Here is a 23,374-nt window from a genome sequence, read left to right as displayed (position 1 = left end):
GATCACGGACTGGCGTTGAGATTCGGGACCACCACCTTCTTCGAGGTGTTCGAACTCAAGCAGGCCCTCGCGCACGAGTTCAAGGCTGCGTGGCTGGCCTCGCACCGCTCAGTGCCCGGCTGGGACGCTCTTCCCTTGCGCGCGGCGATCGGTGATCCTTTCGACCCTCAGCAGCTGCTGATGTCGCCGGGGATCAGCACGCTGACCATCCGGCGTGACAGGTCGGACGGGCAGCACCGATTCGTGCTGCAACCAGGCCTCAGGTAGCCTGACACCACCTCATCGCCCCTGTCCGTCAAAACGGGTCAACCCCATATCCGCGACGAATTGAACCTCATCGGAGCCAGGTGATCGCCAAGGTACCGTGAGTCTGGCAGACCTTGTGCGTGCTGGTGCCGGTAAGAACCGGCACTGCAGCTGTTCAGGTGGTTGGTGAAGGTGTTGATGTCAAGGGGTTTCCTGTGATGGCGGCAAGGATCGCTTCGAAGGCGGTGAGTCCGTGTTTGCGTTCGGTCGAGACGCAGCCGCGGACCCGTGCCCCGGCCTGCCCGCTGGCTTCGGATCGGAAGGTTCCGGAGATCTTCAGTGAACCTTTTTCGTGCGCCCAGCAGACAGGAGGTTGACCGTGTAGGAGGTTGATCTTGTGTCGTCAGCTCGTCGTCGCTTGCCGGTGTGAGTCCGGTCCGGGTAGCTGTCAGGAGGCCCGGTAGCAGACTGGCGGTCTCGTTTGGAAACGGGCGGGGTCGAAGCCCAGTGTCGAAAGCCCTTAAGGGGGAGCGACTGAGCGGTCCGTAGTGTGAAGCGAAGCCTGCGGGTGTCGTTACTCAACCGCCTGTTGTGGGTGGTGTCAGGGAGTGCCGAGCCCTTCGGGATCGCAGGCCCGACGACTTGCCGGGGGTGAAAATCCGGCCTTCCCTTACCCGAGGCGACCACGAGATGGGCGTCGCGGGTTTCGCCGGTGCGCACCCCCTCACCGCGCTCGGCTCGGTGCCCCTTCGTGCCAGCGGAGCGGGCGATCTCGCCGATCCGATCATCGAAGGTCCTGATGTCGCCGGGATGGTCGACTTCGCCGCGATCATCGGTGGGGCGCCGTCCTCAGCTTGCATCGCGCTACTCACCATTTCGTACCCTGCCGTGGTCAACTCTGCGATCTGCCGCGACCTCGCGTCCACATTGGCCGTGAGGGTGATCGTCGTCTCCCGTACCGGTGTCGGCACAGCTCCACCCGACAACGGTCCTCGTGAAATAGCAGCTGGTCAACGCGGCCCTTGGGGAACCGTCATACGAGAAAATGGTCACGATCGGTCGTCAACTCTCCGCACATCGGGGGCGATCGATGGCGCAACAAAGTCATTCTCCACCTGAAGAACCAGTCATTCCCAACCCAGGGGACAGAGCGTAACGGTCCTGACTCGTATTCGGCCCTTACCGGCTCCAAGCTGCAGCTGCCGTTCAGGTGGGGCGCCGGCCTCGCGCACACTGCTTGGGTTTCACACCGGGCATGCTGGAGGTAGACTCACTCGCGCCTCCCCAGCAGAATGCCGGCTCGATTGGATCGAGGGAGCGTCGATGCCCAGCACGCCGGAAGAGCAGTTGTACGCCCGATTCGCCGACCTGCCCCGCCCTTCGTATCCCTTCGAGGATCTGGTCAACCCGGCCATGGAAGATCTGGTCCAGGAGTGCTCGAGGTGGATCGACGACGACTACGGCTTCCACTCGGAAAAGGCAAGGTCCAGACATAAGCAGCACCGGCTGACCGACATCGCCGCGCGTGGTTTCCCCTACCTCACGCTCCCGGAACTGCGTCCGGTCGCCCGCTTCGCCTCCTCCGGAGCAATGCTGGACGACTACTTTGACCATGCCGATCATGGTGAGATGGGCGCCATCCGTAAAAGGATCATGGCGCTCTTGTCCGGCGCCGAGACCGTGGCGCCGCAGGATCTGGGTATCTACCGGCAGTTCCAGCTGATTCGGCAGGACGCCCGGCTGTGCGGCATGCCGGAGCATCTGTACCGGAAGTTCGTCATCGTGATCGGGACGTTGCTCGCTGGCTTCCAGGACGAGAAGCGGTATATCGCCCGGAACCAACCCGCTCCGTTGCCCGTGCTCGAAGTGATCCGCGCCGAAACCAGCGGCGGCCTGCCGTTCGCCAAGTATCTGTGCATGCAGAAGGATTACCGTGCTCTGCCCGATGAGGTCCTTGAGCACCCGATCGTGCTCCGGCTGCACCTGCTGGCCTCCCGTATGATCGGCTGGCACAACGACATCATCTCGCTGCCCAAAGAACTTTCCCGTAAGGGCGATGTGATCAACCTGGTCATCACCTTGCAGCACGAACATGGCGTATCCATCGAAGACGCCTACCGGATGGCAGTGGATTTCCACGACCGCGATCTCGACGAGTTCATCACTCTGCAGGACAATCTTCCGGTTTTCGGGAAATGGCAGAGGATGGCCCAGGAGTACGTCACAGACTTGGGTGCCATGCTGCAGGGCGTCTATTCCTGGCATATCAAGAACTCGTCGCGCTATAGGCCGGGAGCCTATGTGGAACCCGAATACGCAAGCTCTGAGTTCGTCTGGCGCGCCTGAGTATCCGGGCTACGCTGGTGGCCGAGTCGCCAGCACCGCTGCCCGCGAGGGAGGACGACGTGAGTCACACGGTGACTGTCGCGCCCGGGGGGCTTGCCTCTGGTGGGACATGCCCTGCAACTCGTCAGAGACCCGTGGGGTTTCCGGGCCTCCCTGCCGCTCCACGGTGACCTTGTCGAGATTCGGCTCGGCCCCGTCGCGGCTACGTGGCGCGCCACCCGGAGCTGGTTCATCAGAAAGTCGCGGTGCCACCGCAGGACGGTGTCGGGTTGACCAGCAGACGCAACCGGCGCAGCGTCCTGCGGGACAGCGGCGCGAGAAGTGCGGCGAGGAATGCCCGGTCCTCGGGTCGTAGCCGTGGGCGTTGATCGCCCAGTTGCCGCTGCGGAACGGTGATTTGATGGCGTAGGGCCAGGATCTCGATGTTCTTGCCGCGGTCGGTCATCGGCAACAACAGCAGTACGGCGAAGGCGTGGGTGACAGCGAAGTAGACGAAGCGGGCCATCACAAGCCGCGATCATGCTCGACTGCGGCCCGCTCGCGACCTGACCCCACTGACCTGCACGGACGACATTTTCGGCACGCACACGGTCCACCGGCCACTGCGTCGCCGTGTTGTTGACCAGGAGGTCCAGCCCGCCCAGTTCCGCGCGCGTCCGCTCGACGATCTCCCGGCACTGCCGCGGTCGTGCCGACGTCGCCCCGCCCGGCGCGCAAGGCTGTGAAGGGACCCTTCACAGCCTTGCAGCAGGGTACGAAAAAGTGGTCGTCCCGGCTTCCGGGATTCCTTGGACCTGACCCGGACCCGACCCGGACCCGACCTACGGTCCCGCATGTCAGTGCGGGAAGCCGAGCTGTCCGAGGTGGCGCCGAACCGCTACCTCGGGCAGATCACCGGGTCGATCGTCGACGCCTGCCTGATCATGGTGGCCGCGGTGGATCTGCTGCCGAGGGGCGCGGCGGCCGGGATGGCCGATCGCGGTCTCGCGTTGGAACGTGCGGAATCCGCCTATCACGAACCCATCGCCGGTTTGACCGAGGAGTAGGTTGCCCGGGTGATGTCGGTCACGCGGTGCGCCTGCGGCCATTGGCGGATCCATTAGTCGATGGTGGTTTCGGCCAGTCGTGGGTCGGCGAAGCGGTGGTGGCGCGGTTTTCAGCCTCGTTCCGGTCGGCGAAGCCGGTTTCGGTGAAGCCGGATCCGTCGTCGAGTCGGTGGCGGACACGGAATTCGTGTCCGAACAGCGCTCGAAATGTGTGTAACGGAGGACGGCGCCGTGACGACGCCATAAGCGATAGCTGCGCCTGTTTGGTGGGTGATCGATGATGAATACGAATCGAGCCGGACACCACCGGCGACTGCTGATCGCGCTGACCGCGGGCGCTGTCGTTGGTGCCACCCTCCTCGCGCCTGGGGTCGCGCGAGCCGCGGTCCCCGCTTTCGTGCAGGGTAAGGCGTTCACCACCGGTACCCGGGTGGCGTCGACGCAGGTGGGCGCGGGCCCGGTTGGCGCCGGGGATCTCCTGGTGGGCTGGTTCGCCCAGTACAACGCGGCGGGGCAGGTCCAGGTGTCCGACAGTGTGAATGGAACATGGACGCGCGCGCCCGCCGGCACGGCGTTTCAGAACGACACCGGCGACATCGCGCTGTACTACCTCGCGAACAGCAAAGCCGCGGCGACCGGTCTGACAGTCACCGTCACCGCCGGTGCGCCGGCCTATTTCCAGGGGACGGTCGCCGAGTACAGCGGTGTCGCTGTCGGCGGGCCGCTGGCCCAGATCGTGTCCAACCGTGGCGTGGGCACCGCGGTGGACACCGGCCCCACGGCCGCGGTCGGTGCGGGAGCGCTGGTCTATTCGGCGGTGGTCACCGGAGGCAACCCGCAGTCGGTCGCCCCCGGCAGCAGCCAGGGAGCACCGTACGTCGCGCGTAGCAGCACATCGAGCGGTTCGGCATACGAGCAGGACATCTCCGCGTCGAACGCCGGAAGCCAACGTGGCACGGCGACGCTGGGCACCTCGACCGACTGGTACGCCGTGGCGGCGGTGTTCCTGCCCGCGTCGAGCGGCGATACGCAGCCGCCCACGACTCCCACCGGGTTGCACGCCACGAGCGTCGCGACGACCAGCGTGAGCTTGGCGTGGTCGCCCTCCACCGACAACGTCGGGGTCACCGGCTACACGGTGTACCGCAACGGCAGCGCCATCGGCACCACCGGCAGCACCACGTCCTACTCGGACAGCACCGTGTCCGGCGGAACCGGCTACACCTATGCCGTGGACGCCTTCGACGCCGCGGGCAATCATTCGGCGCGGTCGACCGCGCTGGCGGTGACCACCCCGAACTCGTCGCCCAGGTTCGTCCAGGGTGCCGCCGATTCGCCCGGTACCAGGAGCACCTCGACCACGCTGACGCTGTCCGGGCCGGTGGCCGCGGGCGACCTGCTGGCGGGCTGGTTCGCCCAGTACGACTCGCCGGGTCAGGTTCAGGTTTCGGACAATGTCAACGGCGCGTGGACCCGGTCGGTGTCGGAAACGTTCACCAACGGCGGCGGCGATCTCGCGTTCTTCCATCTGCCGAACACGAAGGCCGCACCGCAGGGGCTCACCATTACCCTGTCCGCTGCCGCGGCGACCTACCTGCCGGGTGCCGCGGGCGAGTACGCCGGAGTGGCCACCAGCGCGCCTCTCAAGCAGGCCGTCGTCGCGCGGGGGATCGGCACCACCGCGGATTCAGGTGCCACCGCGGCGCAGAGTGCCGGCCAGCTCGTGATCGGCGGGCTGATCACCGGCGGCCAGCCGCTGACCGTCACGCCGGGCAGCAGCCAGGGCGTCCCGTTCGCCCTGCAGGTCCACAACGGCAGTGAATCCGCCGACTTGGCCGGGATCCTCGCGAGTGCGGCGGGCACGCAGCACGCGCCGTTCACGCTCGCCACCGGATCGGACTGGTACGCACTGTGTGCCGTTTTCCAGTCCGGGTGACCGGCGGCCTGGCACTGGTCCTCGCCGGGGTGCTGATGGCGGCGTGCGCATCGCCGGCCGGGCCGGCGCCCGCGGCGCCCGGGCCGGCGCGGGCACTGCCGACCCCGGACCACGTGGTGGTCGTGGTGCTCGAGAACCACAACGCCGAGGAGATCATCGGTGCCCCGGACGCGCTCTATCTTACGTCGCTCGCCCGGCAGGGCGCCGTGTTCAGCGACTCGCACGCGATCACCCATCCGAGCCAGCCCAATTACCTCGCGCTGTTTTCCGGTGACACGCAGGGAATCGCCGACGACTCCTGCCCGCACTCCTTCGCCACGCCCAATCTCGGCACGGAACTGGCCGCCGCGCATCTCGGCTTCGCGGGTTACTCCGAGGACCTGCCCGGCACGGGGTACGCAGGGTGCTTTCCGGGTCACTACGACCGTGATCACGCCCCGTGGGCCGACTTCACGAATCTGCCGGGATCGGTGAACCTGCCGTACACGCAGTTCCCGGCCGACCCCGCGCGGCTGCCCACCGTCTCGTTCGTGATCCCCAACCTGTGCAACGACATGCACAGCTGCGATGTGTCCACTGGAGACGCGTGGCTGCGCACGAACATGGTCGGCTACGTCTCCTGGGCGCACGCACACAACAGCCTGCTCGTCATCACCTTCGACGAATCGGAGGACTCGCCGTCCAACCAGATCGCCACGATTGTGGCCGGCCCGATGGTGGTGCCCGGTGACTACGGCGAATACGTCGATCACTACCGGGTGCTGCGCACGCTGGAGGAGATGTATCGCCTGCCTCCGTTGGGGCAGAGCAGGCGGGCGGCCCCGATCGCCGATATCTGGGCGGGTCCACGGTAACTGTGCGAGCACGTGCTTCCGAGACTCATCCCCTTGACGCGCTCCGGTCCGGGCTGTCGACAAGATCGTGGCGGACGGCGCACGAGGCCGCTTCGAGGCGCGAGTGGACCCCGAGTTTGGTGAGCAGGGCCTGCACGTGACTGCGCACCGTCGTGGTGGAAACGCCGAGCCGGCGCGCCATATCCTCGGTCCGGAGGCCGTCGACGAGCAAGGCGAGGCATTGCCGCTCGCGCACGGTCAGGTAGCGCGCGAGCAGCCGTACGTCCCGGTCCGCTTCGGTATCGTCACGGCGTGACCGGGTGGGCAGGTCGGTCGCCAGTTCACCCCGCATGACCTTCTCGATCGCGGCCACCAGCCCGTCGCACCCGCGCGATTTGTGGACATAGGCCGCCGCCCCGTCCTCCACGGCCGCGACCATCGACTCGATCGTCGGATCGGCGGTGAGCACCACGATCTTGGTGTCCGGGCTCGCGGCTCGCACGGCCGCGATGCCGTCGTGGCGGTCGTCGCCGCCGAAGCGCAGGTCCAGCAGGCAGATATCCGGCCGGTGAGCCCGCACCGCCGCGAGAACATCGGGAAAGCGGTGCGCCGAGGCGACGACGTCGATGCCGTTGCGCTTGAGCTTCGGGACCAGCGCCTCGACGAGGATGGCGTGGTCGTCTCCGAACACCGCGGTGATCATGCGCCTTCCCTTCGTGCGGACCGCGCGGACGCGGGAACCACCACGCGCGCCACCGTGCCGGTGGGGGTCCGGCGCTGGAATCCCACGGCCACGTCGAAGGTCTCGCTCAACGTCTTCACGGTGGACAGGCCCAGCGATGCCCAGCCGGGTTCACCGGCACCGAATCCCGGCCCGTCGTCGGCGATCCCGATCACGATCGGCGCCACGTCGCTGATCGTGACCGTGACCGTGCCACCGCGCCCCGCGGCGCGGACCGCGTTGCCGAGGAGGTTGGACAGGATGCGCCACAGCACCGTGGAGTTGATCTCGGCGGTGGGCGAGGGTCCGTCCACGAGTACCACCCGCGCCTCGCCGGTCGCATCCGCTTGCGCGCACAGCTGGGCGAGCACCGGCCGCAACGCGACCGGTTCGCACCCGCCGGAAGGCTGGACCGCTCGCTCGAGCAGCGTGCTCAGCGTGCCGGTCTGGGACCTCGCCAGGTCGAGCTTTCGCCGCGCCGTCGCCGCGGAAGGTTCCGACAGTGCCGCATCCACCAGCATGCGCACCATCGCCATCGCGTGCCCGATGTCGTGCAGGAGTGCCCTGAGTTCGGCGCTGTCCCGGTCGGTATCTCGGCGGCCGGTGTTCCGCCGCCGCTCGGGAACCGTAGTCATGTCTGCTCCTCGTGCGCAAGGGCGGCCGAGCACCACGAGCGGCTCGCACGACAGTTCCCCGGCCGACCCTTCATTTGCCGTCACCCTGCTGTTCTGGTGGTCGAAAGAGACGGCGAAAGCGTTACACCCCGCGATCTCCCCGCAAGGCACGATAAATCGGACAAAGCGGGACGGATATCATGGTTGCGGGAAAGGGAAGCGCGGATCTTCATTGACTTGTCGCAGGACCGACAACAAATCGGGATGCTCGCTGAGATTTCCCCCCGCGTAGGTCCAGGAGAAGGTGATTTCGCCACTCCAGGACGATCTCTGCCATTGAGCGATCATGTTCTCCAGTTCGCCCGCGGTGGGCCAGCGCCACGGGCCCCCGCGGAAAGCCTGGAGCACCGGGATGTACCGCTGCACGCCGGCCGCCCGCAAAGCCGCGATGTATCGCGGAATCAGCGTCCAGTCGCACGGCCGGCCGGTCCGGCACGGGTAGGGATCGGTGCCGAGGACATCGACGGTGTCGCGGAAGGCCCGGAATTGGGTGGGGTCGTCGATGTTGGCGAAGGTGAAATGCCGGGTATCGGAATCAAGCGAACGGACGAGCCGGGCCCGGGCCCGCACCTGCCCGGCCGCGGCCGGGCAGGCGCGGGTTGTGTTCGGCTCGTCGGCGATGAAGTACCCGGCTGTCCGCGGGGTGGCGACGTGGTACTGCGAGAAAAGAGCGACGATCTGCGCGTCGCTCCACGACCAGCTGCAGGTGTTGTCGTCATAGCCACCGAGCCACACGAACGCCTGCTGCGCGCCGTGGACCGAGGCGATCTCGGCCGGGGTGACATCGACGAGCGCGTACCCGAACCGGGTGGTGTCCGCGACACCGGCGTTCAGCATGGCTGTGACGAAGGGGGCGGCCGGAGCCGGGGGCGCGGGAGGCGCGGGCGCGGGCGCCGCCGGGGTGCAGGCGCAGAGCGCCGCGGCGCCCAGGGCGCCGAGAAAACGTTTGCCACACAAGCGAAACATAGTGCTCACACGGTCCATGGCCGATCCACGCCGGGTAGTCGTTCGGTGCCGATGCCAGCATGCCGTCCGCGCCGGCGGTGGTACTCGTGCGTTCGGGGGAGACCGGCACCCTCAAATGCGGGAGGACAGCGGGGCGCCCGGTACCGACGATATTCCGATGGAGCGGATCCGCGTCTTCCTTGTGGACGACCATCAGATGCTCACCGAAGCGCTGGCCATTCTGCTGCGCGACGACCCGGCGGTGTCGGTGGTCGGCCGGGGGGCCAGCGACGACCCCCACCTGACGGCGACCGTTTCCCGCCTGCTGCCGGACGTGATCACCGTAGAGGTCGCCGCGGAGGGATCGCATTCCGGCAGGCTCGTCGAGCGGTTGATCGGTGCCGCGCGGGACACGCACGTCGTCGTGCTGACTTCCTCCCGCGATCCGCGGCAGGCCGCCGATGTGGTGCGCGCGGGCGCGGCCGCGTGGGTGAGCAAGCAGTGCTCCGCGCAGTATTTCGTCACGGTGGTGTGCGGAGTGTGCCGCGGTGAGGCGTTCTTTCCCGTGGACCTGCTCGGCGACGTCCTGCGCGAGCTGCGCGAGGACGCCGGCCTGGCGAGGCGGCACAATGTCCTGCTCGATGTCCTGACCACGCGCGAATGCGAAATTCTGACCGGCATGGTCGCCGGGTGGTCCAGCGCGCGGATCTCCGGCGAGCTGGCGCTGTCGCCGCACACCGTGCGCAGCCACATCCGCGACATTCTGGGCAAGCTCGACGTGCACAGCCGGCTCGAAGCGGTACAGAAGGCGCGGGCGGCCGGGGTCGCGCCGGCCGGGGCCGAGGCTGTCGATCCGCGGAATTGTCACCCGGCATCCGAGGTAACGCATCTACCAGTCGGGAAGAGCCGCGGCGCGAAACCGGCGCACCGCGGCAATCGCTCGAACCGGACTCCGAGTTGAGGTGCTCGAATGGAGCTGAACGAAGCCCTGCACCGCACGATAGCCGGCCATTGGCGGCTGCTGGTCTGCTGCCTCGCGCTGCCGTTGCTGGCCGTTGGCATCCTGCACGTCGTAGCCACGCCGACCTATGTGGCGACCGGACGCCTGCAGGCGTCGAGCACGCCGCCGGGCACGGACACCGAATCCGACGCCGTGCTCAACCGCGTCGCGGGGGTCGCGACAAGCCCCGGCGTGATCACCGACGCGCTACGGCAGGCCGGCATTACGAACCGCAACGCCGACCAGCTGGCGGGTAGAGACGTCGCGGTGGCGCGGCTGGGCAGCTCTGCCGTGTTCAACCTCAGCGTCACCGACCCCAGTCCCCAGATCGCTACCGGCCTCGCGGTCGCGCTGACCAATCGCGTGGTCACGTTCCTGAACGGTTCGGGGGATCCGCAGGCCAGCGCACTGATCGGTCAGCTCACGGCGCAGCAGAACAGCTTGCTGACCCAGCGCCAGCAGGTCGCGGCAAGACTGGGCGTGGCCTCCGGTTCGGCCGACACGGCGAGCCTTTCCGCCCAGTTGTCCACTTTGGATCAGCAACTCAACGATGTCAGCTCGGCGCTGCGCCAGTTGCAGAGCACCTTGATCACCAATGGCGGCTCCGCCGCGGTGATCTCGCTGCCGTCCGGCGCGACGCCCACGCCGTCCCGGCTGGCTACCGACCTCGGCCTCGCCGGTGTGGGCGGCCTCGTGGCCGGGCTGCTGGCCGCGACCGTGCTGGAACTGCTGCGGCCTCGGGTCGCCAACTCCCGGGCATTCGCGCGGGAGCTCGGCACGGCGTCCCTCGGCCGGCTGGTGCTTCCCGGGTCCGACGGTGCGGCCGCCCAGCCCACGATGGACGTCGGGACGTCGGTGCGGCTGCGTGAGACGCTCGCGCTGCGGGGTGTGGACGTGGCCGTGGTGGCCGGGCCGGTGCCCCAGGCGCAGCTCTCCGCGGTCGCGACGGTGCTGGCCGATCGCTTGTCCGTGGACGCTCGCCCGGTGGCGGAGCGGAGACCGTCGCCTGACGGCACGTCCGGGCCGGCCGGACCCGGTCGCGTGGTGCCGCTCGGCCCTGCCCTGGATGTGCTGCCGGACCACCGGTTCGCGACACTCCGGGTGCGGACTCTGTCCACTGTGGATGACCGGTCCGACGCCGGCCGCCGCGGCCTGCTCGTCGTCGTGCGCGACTTGACGCCTTACCGCGAGGTGGAGGAGATCCGCACGCTGGCCGCCGCGACCGGCTGGGTCCTGCTCGGTGTGCTCGGTGTGGCCACGCGAGGGTCCCGCCGGGGTGCCCAACCTCGCGAGAGGAGGTCGGGCGGTGACCGCAATGCCCGGTGACTCCCCCCAGGTCCGTCTCGAATGCGCGGCCACTGCCGACGGCTTCGCGACCGTCCTGGAAGGCGCACTCGAACTGCTGGCGGACGCGGGCCGGATCGGGCTGGCGGGTGCGGACGAGCCCGCGGACATCCTCCACACCGTCGGCGACGTCCCGCCGCTTCGCTACCCCCGCACCGCGCGTCGCGTGCACACTGTGGACCGCGTCGCCCTCGGCCGCAGGGGCCTCACCGCCGCGACCGGCTGGGCTCGTAGGCAACGGCGTTTGACGGGGGACGTCGTGACCTGGCTGGTCCACGGTCGTACCGCGGGGCAGGTCCTGGTCGCCTCGGGCGTAGTGCCGGGTGACCGGGTGCACGCATTGCCCGTCATGGCCCCGCCGCGCAGCGCGGCCGGCGGTGGCATGCACCGGTCGGCCGCCCGCGAACGGCTGGGAATCGCGCCCGGTGTCGGGCTGATCGTGGGCTGCGCACCGAACCGCGGGCAGGCCGTGCCGGGCTGGCCGGACGCGATCCGCGGTACCGGCCGGACCGACGTCGCGGTGATAACCTGCCCGGCGGGCCGGCCGGGTGAGGCCGGTCGCCAGGGGGAATTCTCGCTCGCCGACCTGCTGGCCGCCGCCGACCTCTTCGTGGCGGCCGGCCTCGGGCTTACCGCGTGCAATCCGGCCGCCGCTGCCGTGGCCGCGGGCGTACGGGTGATCGCGGCGGCGACCGACAGCGCGGCCGAACTGGTCCGATTCGGCCGCACTGGCCTGGTCGTCCCACCATCCCCTTCGGCCATCGCCGCCGCGGTCACGGCCGGGCTCGACGGCGTGCTGCCCCGGACGGACGGCCGCGCGGTGCCCCCGGGCGGCGAATCCCCGGCGCGTGTGCTGGCGCGCGGACTGCTGGGGGCCTACCGGCGGGCGGTCGTCAGCCCGAGGCCACGCCTCGCCCGGAGCGTGCGATGACCACCAAACTCGCCGCTCGCACCGTGCCTTACGCGCGGTGCCACATCGCCGACGAGGCCCGTGCGGCCGCGGCGGAGGTGTTGTCGAGCGGGTGGGTGACCACGGGACCGCAGACTCCGTTGTTCGAAGCCGAATTCGCTGCCTGGCTCGGCGCTCCGGAGGCCGTCGCCGTCAGCTCGTGCACGGCGGCCATCGAGCTGGCACTGCGGGCGTTGCGGTTGCCGCCGGGCTCGCCGGTGCTGACGCCGACCCTCACGTTCTGCGGTGCGGTGCACGCGATCGTCCACAGTGGACTTCAACCGGTGCTGCTGGACGCCGACGAGGAGACGCTGACCGTCACCCCGGCCACGGTCGCCGCGGCCGCCGAGCGCGTCCGGCCGAAGGCACTGGTCGTGCAGCACATGGCGGGCTACCCGGTGCCGGGCGGGGCGCTGGCGGAGGCCGCGCGCCTCGCGCCCGAGCGGATCGTCGAGGACGCCGCCCACGGGCTCGGCGCGGCGATCGGTGACCGGCGAGTGGGTTCGGCGTCCGAGGCCGCCTGCTTCAGCTTCTACGCCACCAAGAACCTGCCGATCGGCGAGGGCGGCGCGATCACCACTACCGATCACGATCGTGCCGAGCTGCTCCGGGAGATGCGCTTGCACGGCATGAGCCGCGACGCGTGGCGACGGTACGGTCCGGGCGCGGGCTGGCGTTACGACGTCCGAGTCGAGGGCTTGAAGGCCAACTTCACCGATCTGCAGGCGGCCATCGGGCGCGCCCAGCTGCACCACCTCTCGGGCTGGCAACGGCGGCGCGAAGAGCTGGCGGCTCGCTACGACCGGGCGTTGTCCACCGTGCCGGGCATCACGGCGCCGCCACGTCCGGCGCACGCTCGCCACGCCTGGCATCTGTATCCGATCCGGATCACCCCGGGCTACCGCCTGGGCCGTGACGCCCTGGCCGAGGCGTTGCGCTCGCGCGGGGTCGGCACGTCGGTGCATTTCATTCCGGTGCACCACTTCCCGTATTTCCGTGCGTTGCTCGGCGCGGCCGCCTGCCGGTCCTTGCCCGTGGCGGACCGGGTCTTCGCACAGTCGTTGTCGCTCCCGCTGCATCCCGGGCTGGCCGACGCCGATGTCGACTACGTGTGCGACCAGATCGCGGCTCTCGCCCGCGTGAACGTGAGGTGACCCATGTACCTGACTCATCGGCACACCCACCGCCACGGCACGACCCCACCGGGGGCGCGGACGCTGATCGTCGGCGCGGGCGACGCCGGGCGCACGCTCGCGCACGACCTTCAGCAAACCCCGTCCTACGGGTTGCTGCCGATCGGCTTTCTCGACGACGACGGGCGCAAGCGGCATGCCGGGCGCCTGCCGGTGCTCGGCCCGCTTTCGGAGCTGACGAACCTGGTGCGCACCGAAGCAGCGGACGTCGTCATCGTGGCGATCCCGTCGTTACCGCCCCTGGAGCTGGCCACCCTGGTACGGCAGGCCGCGACATCCGGCGCGCGGGTGCGCTACCTGCCCTCGTTCCACGCCGCGGTGCAACGCGGCAGCCGGGCCGACGACCTCTACGTGGTGTCACCCGCGGCCCTGCTCGGCCGCGAGGAGATCAACGTCGTCCGCGCGGTCACGCCGACCCTGATCCAGGGCCGGCGGGTGCTGGTGACCGGGGCGGGCGGCTCGATCGGCAGCGAACTCTGCCGCCAGATCCGCGCCTACCGGCCGGAAGCCCTGTTCATGCTGGATCATGACGAGTCCAACCTGCACCGGCTCCAGCTCGAGATCAGCGGCGAAGCCCTCCTGGACACCGACGAGCTGATCGTCGCCGATATCCGCGACCGATCCCGCGTGGAGCAGATCTTCGCGACCTTCCGCCCGGAAATCGTCTTCCACGCCGCCGCGCACAAGCACCTGCCCTTGCTGGAGCGGCATCCGTGCGAGGGCGTCAAGTCCAACGTGCTGGGCACCCAGCATCTCGTCGACGCGGCCACCGCGCACGGCACCCGGCGGTTCGTCCTCATCTCCACCGACAAGGCGGCGACGCCCACCTCGGTGCTGGGCGCGACAAAACGCCTCGCCGAACTCATCGTGCGCAGCCACGCGGCCAAGGGCACCGTCGGTGGTTCGGTGCGGTTCGGAAACGTCCTCGGCAGCCGCGGGTCGTTCCTGGAGGCGCTGGCGCACCAGATCGCCGCGCACGAGCCGGTGACCATCACCGATCCCGGCGCGGACCGGTTCTTCATGACCGTCGAGGAGGCGGTCGGGCTGGTCCTCGAAGCCGCCGCGATGGCCGAGTCCGGCGAGACCTTCGTGCTCGACATGGGCGCTCCCGTCCAGATCGTCTCGCTGGTCGAGGCCTATGCGGCCCAGATCGGGGCCGAGGACGTTGCGATCAGGTTCACCGGCCTTCGTCCGGGGGAGAAGCTGAGCGAAACGCTGGTCGGCGAAACCGAACAGAGCATCCCGACAGGGCACCCCCGGATCACCGCGATCCGAGGCGGATCGGTCTCACCCGACCTGGAGGCGGGGCTGCTGGACCTCTACGAGGTGGCCGAGCGCAACGACGCCGACGCGGTACGGCAGTTGCTGAGCACACTGGTCCCGGGCTATCAGCCCGCCACGCGCAGCGCGCCGACCGCCCGCGAACTGTTCGACACGCTGTACACGGACGACTTCTGATGCGCGCGATGCTGATCCAGGCCGGAGAGCGGCTGCTGGCCGACTGCCCGCCCGGCTGGGTCGCCGATCTCCTCGCCGAAGCCTGCCCGGGGCAGTGGAAACCTCCGGACGGACGGGCCGATATCGAGCTGTCGGTGACCCGGAACCAGGCCCCGTTCCGGCACGTCGGTGCGGAACCGCTGACCAGGGGCGCCTACCGGCGTGACAGAACCGTGGTGCTGATCAACGCCTGCGGCAGTGGATTCGATCTTGCGATGGAGGCAGCCGAAGATCAGCTGCGGGTGGCAGCCCGATGGCGGCCGCCATCACGAGAACGGCTGGCCGCACGCGTACTCAGGTCCCGGTTCCATCTGCTCGCTCGCGCCGCGCTGGTGCAGTATCCCGCGTTGTGGTGGGCGGGACGCCGCGGCCGAGTTCCGCTGCACGCGGCGGCGGTCACGGTGGGCGACGCGGTGCCGCTGCTGGCCGGGCCAGGCGGGATCGGCCGGTCGACGCTGTTGCTGGACGCCGTGGCGGCCGGCGAGCGCGCTTGCTCGGACAACCTCTGCGTGAGCGACGGCGAGCGGGTTTACGGCCTGGTCGAGCCGGTGCGCGTCGAGGGCGGCGGCGGACGCCGGATGGCCTACGGCCGCCGCGAACGCGAGCTGCCGGGCCAACTGGCCGCGCTGCGCCCGGACCGGTTGGTGGTGCTCAGCCGGGGCAGTGCCGGCGAGGCCGCGCTGCGACCGGCGTCTGCCGCGACGGCCGCTGAAACGCTCACCGCGGGCACCTACATGGCCGGCGAGTTGCGGCGCTATTGGGCATTCGCCGCGACGCTGGCGATGGGCACCGGGATCGGGCGTGCGCACCCGGCGATCCGCGAAGTAGCCGGTGCGCTGGCAACCCGGTTGCCCGCTTGGGAGATCGTGCTCGGCGCCACGCCGGGCCCCGGCCTCGCCGAGTTGCTGATGACGGGGCCGTCGGTGGTGACGCCATGACCGTCGATCGGCTACGGATCGCGACCGTCGTCACCCGCTTCCAGGCCGGCGCCGGCGTCGTCGCGCTGCGCGGCGCACAAGGGCTGGCCGCTCGCGGCCATGAGGTGACGATCATCGCCGGAAGCGGTGACCGGCTGCTCGACGAGGCTTCCGGGATGGAGGTGATCCTGGAACCTGCGCTGCGCTCGCCGATCGCACCGCGCGACGATGTTGCCGCCTTGCATCGGCTTACCGCCTTGTTCTCGCGGCGGTCCTTCGATGTCGTGCACACGCACAGCGCGAAGGCGGGGACGGTGGGCCGGCTCGCGGCCCGGCGCGCCGGGGTGCCCAGGATCGTGCACACCTATCACGGCTTCCCGTTTCACGAGTTCCAGTCGGCGGCGCGCCGGTGGGCGTACGTGGCGATCGAACGCCGCATGGGGCTCATCACCGACGTCGCGTTGTGCGTCGGCACGGCGGTGTCGGTCGAGGCGATCCGGCGTGGCTTGATCGCCCCGCAATGCGTGCGCACGATCGCGGTGCCGGTCCGCGCCGATTCACTCGCACCCGCGCCGTCGCGGCGAAATGCCCGCCGGGAATTGCGGTTACCCGATTCAGCGCCGGTCGTCGGGGCCGTGGGCAGGCTGTCGTACCAGAAGGCACCGGAACATTTCGTCGCCGCCATGGCGGCGCTTCATCGACCGGATGTGACCGGGGTCTGGATCGGGGACGGTGAACTGGCGGCGCGCGTGCACGACCTGGCGCGCCAGGTCCACCCGGGCACGCGCATAGTCCTTGCGGGGCAACGGGCCGACGTGCCGGCGTTGCTTCCCGCGTTCGACGTGTTCACGCTGCCCAGCCGGTACGAGGGTCTTCCGGTGGCGATCGTCGAGGCGATGGTGTGCGGGGTCCCGGTGGTGGCGACCGCGGTCAACTCGGTGCCGGACGTGGTCCGTCCCGGGGAGACCGGTCTGCTGGTGCCGCCACAACGTCCCGATCTGCTGGCGACCGCCATCGCGCACTTGCTTGACCGGCCGGATGAGGCGGCCCGCCTCGCCGGGGCGGCCCAGGCCCAGGTCGATCACCGTTATGGCCTGCGCGCCCTGGCCGACGCGCTCGAAGCCGCCTACCGGCCCGGCCCGGCCCCCATCGATCGCGAGGAGTCCCCATGCGCGTAGACGTCTTCACCCACCCGTCGGGCGGCCCGATGGCCGAGCTCACGGTGTTCGACAGTGCCGACGCGCCCGCCGATCCGGCACTGCTGGGACAGCTGCGCGAGGGCACGGCGACCGCGGACCTCGCGGCGCCTCCCGTGGTCCTGCCGGACTTCTGCCACAAGGAGAAGTCGGAGATGCCCTCCAGCATCGCGGTCGCGACCCGCGACGCGATCCGCCCAGCGCTGACCGACGCCGCGCTCAACTGCGGGATGGCCTTGGCCACTTTGGACATCGAGCGCCCGTCCGCCGGGGCGGTCGACGACTTCTACCGGCGGGTTCGCGAACGCTACCCGAACCCGCCCGGGTGGCGCTTCGAGCTCAGCCGGGACGAGGTGCTGCGGGCCGCCGTCGAGGGGGCCGATTTCGCGGCCCAGCGGTACGACCTGGATCGCCACGACCTCGACCGCGTCGAGGAGTTCGGGCGGCTCCCGGTCGAAGCCTACGGCGGCGCGGGCGCGGCGCGTCGCGAGCTGCCGTGGGTCTGCGTGCAGCTCGCGCGGCTGCGCTTCGGTTCGATCGGCCCGAGCACGCACTTCCTGGAACTGCAAGAGGTCGAGGAAGTCCTCGAACCCCGGATCGCCGAACGGCTTGGTGTCCATGTTGGACAGATCACGATGCAGTTCCACAACGGCGGCGGCGTCCTCACCGGGCAGATCGGCGAAATGTACGCCCGGCGCAAGGCCGCGTCGCGCCTGCTCCGGACCGAGATGGCGGTGCAGAAGCCGCTGACCCATTTACTCGGCGCCCACAGCATCGCGAGGGCGCGGAAGCGTTATGCCACCTACTTCTCGGTCGGCTGCCCATCCATTCCCATCGAGGGCGATGAGGGCCGCCGAGTCATGCTCGCGCAGCGCCTGTCGATGAACTACGGGTTCGCCTATCGGCTGGCGACCTACGCCACGTTGCGGCGCTTCGCCCAGGAGGCTTTCGGCGCCACATTGCGGCTCGTGGTCGACTCGCCGCACAACTCGGTCTACGAGGAGCCGGTCGACGGCCGGCCCGCGTTCGTGCACCGCCACAATGCTGCGCGAGCATGGCCGGCGCACATGATGGCCGGGCATCCCGCGTTCGCCGAAACGGGCCAGCCGTTGCTTGTCCCCGGCACCAACCGCACGTCCTCGTTCCTGTGCGTGCCGGCACCGCAAGCACATCGCAGCCTGTACACGGCCTGCCACGGCACCGGCAGCATCATCAGCTCATTCGTCCACAACGGACGCTCGGGTGCCGACCCGCTCGGGCGGCACACCCTGCGCTACGGCTACACCGACAGCGCACCGCGGGAGATCCCGCAACTGGACGACCTCGGGGTCGACGCCGCCGTGGGCATCCTGACCGGGAACGGCCTGGTCCGCCCCGTTGCACGGTTACGGCCGTTCGCGGTGCTGACATGATCGGCACCGAAGCGGCCCCGTGGCGCGCGTTGCTGCCGCAAGGCAGACGATTCGTCGCATTGCCGTCGCGCCGCCGGCCCGTCGTGATCGCCGAAGCCGAGCCGTCCGTGTTGCGGTACGTGCGAACGGCGTTGCTCGCCGTTCCGCCGGGCAGCTCCCTGCCGGGCTGGGCCTTCGTGGCCGCCCGGGGGGCCTTGCGCCTGCAGGTGCTGTGGCACGCCGCGCCGCACATCGAGAGCCCGCGTGGGCAAAGCCCGCAAGCGCGGCATTACGAACGGCTGGTTTCCGGCGGGCTGGTGCTGGTCCTGCGGCACAGTCGTGATCCCGACGGCCGGCTCATGGTGCTGGTGTTCGCGCCAGGGGAAAGCCGGCCACGCTTCGCGGTGAAGGTGCCGACGGAACCCGCGGGCGCCGCGCGGGTCGCACGGGAGTCGGCACGACTGGGCGAAATCAGCGCGCTGTCCCTGGGCCTGGTCCGAGCCACGGTGCCGCGGGTCGTTCCGATCGAGCCTGACGGCGATATGCCCGCGCTCGTGACGACCGCCGCGGCCGGAACGCCCATGCTGGTCGGCTATCACCGGCACGGGCACACCAGCCGCCCGGCGACCGTGGATGCGGACCTGGCGGCGGCCGGCGACTGGCTTGCGGCATTCCAGTCGGCGACGGCGGGTCCGCCGGCGCCGCTCGATGTCGCGCCCGCCGTGCCGGACATGCTCCGGCACCGGGCGGGCGGCAGCCAGGTGCTCGATCACCTGAGCCGGTTGCGTGCACGATTGCGTCGGTACCAAGCTCCCCGCACCGCCGTGCACGGCGATTTCTGGCCCGGTAACGTGCTCGTCGAACGCGGTGCCGTGTCGGGCGTGGTGGACTGGGAATGGGCCGAGCCGGCCGGCAGCCCCGTGCGTGACCTCGCGCGGTTTGTGCTCGCCTATTCGCACTACCTCGACCGGCATACCCGGCGAGGTCGCAGTGTGCGGGGACACCCGGGGTTGCGGTCGGGCCGTCCTGGCGGGGCACTGGTCTACGCCCTGGACGGCGACGGCTGGTATCCGCGGCTCGTCAGCCATTTCCTGTGCGCCGGATTGCGCCGGCTCGGCCTGCCACCCGCGTGCGCCCGGGACGCTGTCCTCGGTGAACTCGCCGCGATCGCCGCCGAAGCGTCCGATGGCGCCTTCGCGCAGGAGCAGTTGCGCGTGTTCGAGCGACTCGCCGGGGAGGTCCCGTAATGACCTCGACCGCCGTCACCGCACCGCCGGTCACCGAGTTCGTAGCGCCTGCGCGGCCCTGGCGTGGTACTGCCGAACGGGCCGCGGCGCTGGCCGCCTGCACCGCGATGGCCTTCCAGCCGATCCTGCGGCCGGCGGGACCGGGCAACAGCGCCCCGGTCGACCTGTTCACCGCGGCTACGGTTCTGCTCGTCGCCGTGTGGGCGGCCACGAGCGGACGCAAGCTGGGCGCTCCTTACGCGCTGCCCCTCGGAGTCCTGATCGTGGCGGGGGCCATCGCCGGCCTGGCCGGCCCGTTGCCCGGAACCTCCCTGCTGGAGCTGTCTCAGGATCTTGTGCTGCTGGCCTGGGGGGTCGCGCTGTACAACATCGCGCGCCGTCCTGGCGTGCTCCGGATGTTGACCACGACGTTCGCCTGGGCGTCGATCGGCTGGGCGACGCTCGTCGTGGTCGGCTGGCTGGCGAATATCACCGCCATTGAAGGACTTTCGCCGACCGAGGGCGACCGGGTGCTGTTCACCCTGGGAGACCCGAACTACGCTTCGGCCTACTGGGTGGTGTCGCTGCTGGTGGTGTTCGCGGCGAAACGACCGCGGCACTGGGCGTTGCGCTGGTTCGGTTACGCGATGCTGATCTGGGCGATCGCGCTGACCGAGTCCAACGGTGGCGTGCTGGAACTGCTCGTCGGTCTGGGCTTTCTCGGGGTGGTCGCTTGTTACCGGCGGCGAGGGATCGTGGGGGTTCTGGCGTTCGCGATGCTCGTCGCGTCCGTCGTCGGCGTCGGGACACAGGTACTGCCCTTCTCGCGGCTGCAGACCTGGGCGCTCCAATCAGGACAGTCCTATCTGGTCAACTCACTGGGTCGCAGCCAGGGCAGCAGCTCCCAGCGGGCCCTGCTCATCCAGGAGTCGCTGCAGCTGTACCAGTCCGACGGCTTGCTCGGCAGCGGGCCTCGGACCACGAAACAGTTGCTGATCGACCGGAACTACCCGTATGCCAAGGAAGCGCATGACGACTACCTCGCCGCCTTGACCGAACGAGGCGTGCTCGGCGTGGCCGGCATGGCCATGCTCGTGCTCGCCGCGGGCTGGCGGGCGGGCCGAGCGCTGCGCGCACCGCCGGGCCAGGGCTTCGCGGCCGAGGTGCCGCGCCCGGCCGGAATCGTCGCCGCACTGCTCGTGATGGCGCTGGCCGGGACCTACTACCAGGTATTGCATTTCCGGTTCGTGTGGATCGTGCTCGTCTTCGTGGCGGTGCTCGCGTCCCGTCCCGATGCCGGCTATGCGGAGAGCAGGCGAATGCCGTCGTGAAGATCAAGCTGTTCCCCGGAGCACGGCGATGGCGGGATGCGAGCGATCCCTTCGGCCGCCGCGGTGCTGTGCTGAACCTGACCGCGCAAGGAATCGCGCTGCTGATCGTGGCCGTGGCGAGCGTGCTTGTCGGCCGGCTCGGGGGCCTGGCGGTGCTGGGGGAGTACACCCTGCTGCGCGTGCTGCCGTGGTTGTTCGGCGTCGTGTTCAGCTGCGGTCTGCCGGTGGCGTCGACGTTCTTCCTCGCCGGCCCGCATCGCGACGATCCACGGCTGCGCCCCACGATCACGGGCCTGGCGGCTTTGGGCGCTGGTGCCGGGACGCTGCTGTGGCTCGCGGTGACACCGTTGTTGCACCGGGAATTGTTCACCGCGATGCCTTCGGGGCTGGTCGCGATCATGTCGGTCACGGTGCTCACGCAGCTGATCACGGTGTGGGGCAAGGCCTGCTGTCAGGGCGCGGCCGACATGCGCGGGGCGAATCTGGTGATCGTGTGCGAGGAGCTGCTGTTCCTGCCCGCCTACGGGATCGCGGGCCTCGTCGGGATGCGCGGCATCGACGCGGTGGTCGCCGGCATGATCGGCGGGGGCGGTGCCGCCGCGTTGACCGCGCTTGCCCGCCTGGCAGGTACCGGCTTCTTCCGCGGATGGTCGCACCCGTCAGGGTCGCTTTCGCGGGCAGTCCTGCGGTACGGCGCCCGTGGCCAGCTCGGCAATCTGCTGATGCTCGTCAACCTCCGGCTCGACTTCGTGATCCTGGGGGTGCTTGCCGGTCCCGCGACGGTCGGCGTCTACGCGGTCGCGTCGAAGTTCGCCGAGGTGATGCGCCTGCCCGCGACGGCAGTCAACTACGTGCTGTATCCCCGATTCGCGGGGCAGGACGCGGCGGCCGCCGATCGCGACGTGCGCCGTCTGCTGCCCAGGGCCCTGGCCGGCACGATCGCCATGACACCGCTGCTGGCAGCGGCATCGGTGGTCGTGTTGCCGCTGCTCTACGGGGCCGCCTTCCGGTCCGCGGTGCTCCCGTCGTGCATCCTGCTGGCCGGGCTTTCCGTGGAGGGCGCCGCCGCGGTGTCGTCGGCCTATCTGTGCGGCCGGGGAAGGCCGGGGGCGAACTCGGTGGGCATGGGCGTCGGTGCCCTCGTGACCATTGCCCTCGACATCGTGCTGATTCCCCGCGCCGGCGCGGTGGGTGCCGCGATCGCGTCAAGCATGGCCTACCTCGTGACCACCGGTCTGCTGACCACGATCACCCGGGGCATGATCAGGCGCTCGGTCACGGTCGCCGTGCCGCAAGGCGGCGAGCCGGCATGAGAGCCGGCGCCTCGGTGGCCGGTGGTGTGACCGCCGTGATCGCGCTCGTGTTCGGGCTGGTCGGCGCGGACACCCCGGCCGCGCTCGGTGTCCCGCCCGTCTGCACAAATTCCCTTGCGCCGCTGGGCTTTCGGACGTCGTTGTGCGTCACCGCGCCGGCTACGGGCGCGACGGTTACCGGCGCGACCACCGTGCGAGCCACCGTTTCGGTCTCCGGTGCGGCTCCCGCGGTCAACGGCGTCACCTACACCCTCGACGGTGCGTACCTCTTGTTCGACGCGGAATCGCCGTACACCTTCACCTTGCATACCTACCTGTTCACTCCGGGGCGGCACACACTGTCCGCGAGCACGGCGTTCAGCGGCGGATACGATTCGCCGCCGCTTTCGATGCCGCTGAACTTCGCCGCCTCGGCAGCGCCCCCGCCGCCGCCTGCGTTCGCCCCGGCGACGGGCACCGCACCGGGTCCCGGGATGCCACTGGTGGTGGCCGCGGGTGGGGACGGCGCGTCGGGGATGGCCAGGGAGCACAAGGTCGCCGACTTGATCGCCGGCTGGAGCCCGAACCTGTTCCTGTATCTCGGCGATGTCTACGAGAACGCCTCGAAGGAGGAACTCCTGAACTGGTACGGGGAGAACGGCTCGTTCTTCTCCCGGTTCCGATCGATCACGGATCCGGCCGTCGGTAACCATGAATACACCCTGAGCCCGACCGCGCAACCGTATGTCGACTATTGGGGCGGGGTTCCGCACTATTACAGTTTCGACGCCGGCGGCTGGCATTTCGTCAGCCTGGACGACACCGCCGAGTACGGGCAGGGCGCCGTGACCTCGCCCCAGTACCGGTGGCTCGCCGACGACCTCGCCCGGAACACGGCGCCCTGCACCTTGGTGTTCTTTCACCGGCCGGTCTTCAGCGTCGACGCCGATCCGGAAGCAACGGAGTACCGCGCGTACTGGCAACTGCTCAGCACCCACCGGGTGACGCTGACCCTCACCGGGCACGCACACAACTATCAACGCTGGCAACCACTGGACGGGCGCGGTGACGTCAACGCCGGCGGCGTCATCGAAATCGTGGCCGGCACCACCGGGCAATGGCTCAGCCCATTCGCACGGACCGATCCACGCCTGGCCGCAGGTTTCGACAGCACCACAACCGGGCCCGGCGCGCTGCAGTTGCGGCTGTCCGGCGGCGGCGCAACCTTCTCCTTCCAGAACGTGTCGCGGCAGGTGCTGGACCAAAGCGAGGTTACCTGCAAGGGGTGACC

The 23,374-nt window shown here is 69.6% G+C and carries 22 protein-coding genes; 18 read left to right on the top strand and 4 right to left on the bottom strand.

All coding sequences use genetic code 11. The annotated features are described in order from the left end of the window. The first annotated feature begins 15 nt into the window (after positions 1-15). The 3 genes from D5S19_RS33130 (at position 16) to D5S19_RS13995 (ending at position 2,592) form a co-directional block, all read left to right on the top strand. Positions 16-267 (top strand): hypothetical protein, encoded by a 252-nt coding sequence (locus D5S19_RS33130; protein ID WP_233573886.1) that lies wholly within the window; start codon positions 16-18, stop codon positions 265-267. A 669-nt stretch (positions 268-936) separates the two neighbouring features. Then, a complete protein-coding gene (locus D5S19_RS31675) occupies positions 937-1,365 on the top strand; it encodes a hypothetical protein (protein ID WP_147397391.1) in 429 nt (142 codons plus the stop codon). A 204-nt stretch (positions 1,366-1,569) separates the two neighbouring features. Next, complete coding sequence (locus D5S19_RS13995) at positions 1,570-2,592, top strand: terpene synthase family protein (RefSeq protein WP_120023777.1); 1,023 nt, start codon at positions 1,570-1,572, stop codon at positions 2,590-2,592. 232 nt (positions 2,593-2,824) lie between these two features. Here D5S19_RS13995 and D5S19_RS13990 read toward each other — a convergent pair whose 3' ends face one another. After that, positions 2,825-3,097, bottom strand: a complete 273-nt coding sequence (locus tag D5S19_RS13990) for a hypothetical protein (RefSeq protein ID WP_199730492.1) — start codon at positions 3,095-3,097, stop codon at positions 2,825-2,827. Between the two features lie 328 nt (positions 3,098-3,425). Between D5S19_RS13990 and D5S19_RS13980 the strand changes: the two genes are divergently transcribed. The 3 genes from D5S19_RS13980 to D5S19_RS13970 all read left to right on the top strand — a co-directional run bounded on the left by D5S19_RS13980 (position 3,426) and on the right by D5S19_RS13970 (position 6,428). Beyond that, the gene (locus tag D5S19_RS13980) at positions 3,426-3,638 is read left to right on the top strand and encodes a hypothetical protein (RefSeq protein WP_147397390.1); all 213 of its coding nucleotides are present in this window, start codon (positions 3,426-3,428) and stop codon (positions 3,636-3,638) included. A gap of 277 nt (positions 3,639-3,915) precedes the next feature. Continuing rightward, positions 3,916-5,574 carry a fibronectin type III domain-containing protein gene (locus D5S19_RS13975; protein ID WP_120023775.1) on the top strand — a complete coding sequence of 553 codons (1,659 nt, stop codon included), beginning with the start codon at positions 3,916-3,918 and terminating at the stop codon, positions 5,572-5,574. Continuing rightward, positions 5,571-6,428 (top strand): alkaline phosphatase family protein, encoded by an 858-nt coding sequence (locus tag D5S19_RS13970; protein ID WP_199730491.1) that lies wholly within the window; start codon positions 5,571-5,573, stop codon positions 6,426-6,428. The genes D5S19_RS13975 and D5S19_RS13970 overlap by 4 nt, the downstream gene beginning before the upstream one ends. A 25-nt stretch (positions 6,429-6,453) precedes the next feature. Here the strand turns inward: D5S19_RS13970 and D5S19_RS13965 are convergent, their stop codons facing one another. The 3 genes from D5S19_RS13965 to D5S19_RS13955 all read right to left on the bottom strand — a co-directional run bounded on the left by D5S19_RS13965 (position 6,454) and on the right by D5S19_RS13955 (position 8,786). Next, entirely contained in the window at positions 6,454-7,110 is a 657-nt protein-coding gene (locus D5S19_RS13965; RefSeq protein WP_120023774.1) for a LuxR C-terminal-related transcriptional regulator, read from the bottom strand. Next, on the bottom strand, positions 7,107-7,763 hold the full coding sequence (locus D5S19_RS13960; RefSeq protein ID WP_120023773.1) for a sensor histidine kinase: 657 nt from the start codon (positions 7,761-7,763) through the stop codon (positions 7,107-7,109). The genes D5S19_RS13965 and D5S19_RS13960 overlap by 4 nt, the downstream gene beginning before the upstream one ends. Before the next feature lie 177 nt (positions 7,764-7,940). Further along, on the bottom strand, positions 7,941-8,786 hold the full coding sequence (locus D5S19_RS13955; protein WP_120023772.1) for a hypothetical protein: 846 nt from the start codon (positions 8,784-8,786) through the stop codon (positions 7,941-7,943). A 139-nt stretch (positions 8,787-8,925) separates the two neighbouring features. On the opposite strand from D5S19_RS13955, the gene D5S19_RS13950 reads away from it, so the two are divergent. The 12 genes from D5S19_RS13950 to D5S19_RS13900 are packed head-to-tail and all read left to right on the top strand — an operon-like array spanning position 8,926 to position 23,372. After that, positions 8,926-9,708, top strand: coding sequence for a response regulator transcription factor (locus D5S19_RS13950; RefSeq protein WP_120023796.1), 783 nt, complete (start codon positions 8,926-8,928; stop codon positions 9,706-9,708). A 9-nt stretch (positions 9,709-9,717) separates the two neighbouring features. Further along, entirely contained in the window at positions 9,718-11,073 is a 1,356-nt protein-coding gene (locus D5S19_RS13945) for a GumC domain-containing protein (RefSeq protein ID WP_120023771.1), read from the top strand. Then, positions 11,063-12,022 (top strand): glycosyltransferase, encoded by a 960-nt coding sequence (locus D5S19_RS13940; protein WP_120023770.1) that lies wholly within the window; start codon positions 11,063-11,065, stop codon positions 12,020-12,022. Before D5S19_RS13945 ends, D5S19_RS13940 begins: the two co-directional genes overlap by 11 nt. Then, positions 12,019-13,194, top strand: coding sequence for a DegT/DnrJ/EryC1/StrS family aminotransferase (locus tag D5S19_RS32480; RefSeq protein WP_199730490.1), 1,176 nt, complete (start codon positions 12,019-12,021; stop codon positions 13,192-13,194). The genes D5S19_RS13940 and D5S19_RS32480 overlap by 4 nt, the downstream gene beginning before the upstream one ends. 3 nt (positions 13,195-13,197) lie before the next feature. Next, positions 13,198-14,691: a nucleoside-diphosphate sugar epimerase/dehydratase gene (locus tag D5S19_RS32475; protein WP_199730489.1), complete on the top strand. Its 1,494-nt coding sequence runs from the start codon at positions 13,198-13,200 to the stop codon at positions 14,689-14,691. Next, entirely contained in the window at positions 14,691-15,668 is a 978-nt protein-coding gene (locus tag D5S19_RS13930; protein WP_120023769.1) for a hypothetical protein, read from the top strand. Before D5S19_RS32475 ends, D5S19_RS13930 begins: the two co-directional genes overlap by 1 nt. Continuing rightward, complete coding sequence (locus tag D5S19_RS13925; RefSeq protein WP_120023768.1) at positions 15,665-16,825, top strand: glycosyltransferase; 1,161 nt, start codon at positions 15,665-15,667, stop codon at positions 16,823-16,825. Before D5S19_RS13930 ends, D5S19_RS13925 begins: the two co-directional genes overlap by 4 nt. Continuing rightward, the gene (locus D5S19_RS13920; RefSeq protein ID WP_120023767.1) at positions 16,816-18,255 is read left to right on the top strand and encodes an RtcB family protein; all 1,440 of its coding nucleotides are present in this window, start codon (positions 16,816-16,818) and stop codon (positions 18,253-18,255) included. The genes D5S19_RS13925 and D5S19_RS13920 overlap by 10 nt, the downstream gene beginning before the upstream one ends. After that, positions 18,252-19,481: a phosphotransferase family protein gene (locus D5S19_RS13915; protein ID WP_120023766.1), complete on the top strand. Its 1,230-nt coding sequence runs from the start codon at positions 18,252-18,254 to the stop codon at positions 19,479-19,481. Before D5S19_RS13920 ends, D5S19_RS13915 begins: the two co-directional genes overlap by 4 nt. Continuing rightward, positions 19,481-20,791, top strand: coding sequence for an O-antigen ligase family protein (locus tag D5S19_RS13910; RefSeq protein WP_120023765.1), 1,311 nt, complete (start codon positions 19,481-19,483; stop codon positions 20,789-20,791). Before D5S19_RS13915 ends, D5S19_RS13910 begins: the two co-directional genes overlap by 1 nt. After that, a complete protein-coding gene (locus D5S19_RS13905; protein WP_147397388.1) occupies positions 20,788-22,104 on the top strand; it encodes a lipopolysaccharide biosynthesis protein in 1,317 nt (438 codons plus the stop codon). The genes D5S19_RS13910 and D5S19_RS13905 overlap by 4 nt, the downstream gene beginning before the upstream one ends. After that, positions 22,101-23,372, top strand: a complete 1,272-nt coding sequence (locus tag D5S19_RS13900) for an Ig-like domain-containing protein (protein WP_120023763.1) — start codon at positions 22,101-22,103, stop codon at positions 23,370-23,372. The genes D5S19_RS13905 and D5S19_RS13900 overlap by 4 nt, the downstream gene beginning before the upstream one ends. Positions 23,373-23,374: the final 2 nt, after the last annotated feature.

The organism is Amycolatopsis panacis (assembly GCF_003600245.1).
GTDB classification, from domain to species: Bacteria; Actinomycetota; Actinomycetes; order Mycobacteriales; family Pseudonocardiaceae; genus Amycolatopsis; species Amycolatopsis sulphurea.
This window is presented reverse-complemented; position numbering and strand designations above follow the sequence as displayed.

Coding starts and splice junctions, on each gene's coding strand:
- D5S19_RS31675 (WP_147397391.1), top strand. CDS start 937: ATGGGCGTCGCGGGTTTCGCCGGTGCGCACCCCCTCACCGCGCTCGGC.
- D5S19_RS13995 (WP_120023777.1), top strand. CDS start 1,570: ATGCCCAGCACGCCGGAAGAGCAGTTGTACGCCCGATTCGCCGACCTG.
- D5S19_RS13990 (WP_199730492.1), bottom strand. CDS start 3,097: ATGGCCCGCTTCGTCTACTTCGCTGTCACCCACGCCTTCGCCGTACTG.
- D5S19_RS13980 (WP_147397390.1), top strand. CDS start 3,426: ATGTCAGTGCGGGAAGCCGAGCTGTCCGAGGTGGCGCCGAACCGCTAC.
- D5S19_RS13975 (WP_120023775.1), top strand. CDS start 3,916: ATGATGAATACGAATCGAGCCGGACACCACCGGCGACTGCTGATCGCG.
- D5S19_RS13965 (WP_120023774.1), bottom strand. CDS start 7,110: ATGATCACCGCGGTGTTCGGAGACGACCACGCCATCCTCGTCGAGGCG.
- D5S19_RS13960 (WP_120023773.1), bottom strand. CDS start 7,763: ATGACTACGGTTCCCGAGCGGCGGCGGAACACCGGCCGCCGAGATACC.
- D5S19_RS13955 (WP_120023772.1), bottom strand. CDS start 8,786: ATGGACCGTGTGAGCACTATGTTTCGCTTGTGTGGCAAACGTTTTCTC.
- D5S19_RS13950 (WP_120023796.1), top strand. CDS start 8,926: ATGGAGCGGATCCGCGTCTTCCTTGTGGACGACCATCAGATGCTCACC.
- D5S19_RS13945 (WP_120023771.1), top strand. CDS start 9,718: ATGGAGCTGAACGAAGCCCTGCACCGCACGATAGCCGGCCATTGGCGG.
- D5S19_RS13940 (WP_120023770.1), top strand. CDS start 11,063: ATGCCCGGTGACTCCCCCCAGGTCCGTCTCGAATGCGCGGCCACTGCC.
- D5S19_RS32480 (WP_199730490.1), top strand. CDS start 12,019: ATGACCACCAAACTCGCCGCTCGCACCGTGCCTTACGCGCGGTGCCAC.
- D5S19_RS32475 (WP_199730489.1), top strand. CDS start 13,198: ATGTACCTGACTCATCGGCACACCCACCGCCACGGCACGACCCCACCG.
- D5S19_RS13930 (WP_120023769.1), top strand. CDS start 14,691: ATGCGCGCGATGCTGATCCAGGCCGGAGAGCGGCTGCTGGCCGACTGC.
- D5S19_RS13925 (WP_120023768.1), top strand. CDS start 15,665: ATGACCGTCGATCGGCTACGGATCGCGACCGTCGTCACCCGCTTCCAG.
- D5S19_RS13920 (WP_120023767.1), top strand. CDS start 16,816: ATGCGCGTAGACGTCTTCACCCACCCGTCGGGCGGCCCGATGGCCGAG.
- D5S19_RS13915 (WP_120023766.1), top strand. CDS start 18,252: ATGATCGGCACCGAAGCGGCCCCGTGGCGCGCGTTGCTGCCGCAAGGC.
- D5S19_RS13910 (WP_120023765.1), top strand. CDS start 19,481: ATGACCTCGACCGCCGTCACCGCACCGCCGGTCACCGAGTTCGTAGCG.
- D5S19_RS13900 (WP_120023763.1), top strand. CDS start 22,101: ATGAGAGCCGGCGCCTCGGTGGCCGGTGGTGTGACCGCCGTGATCGCG.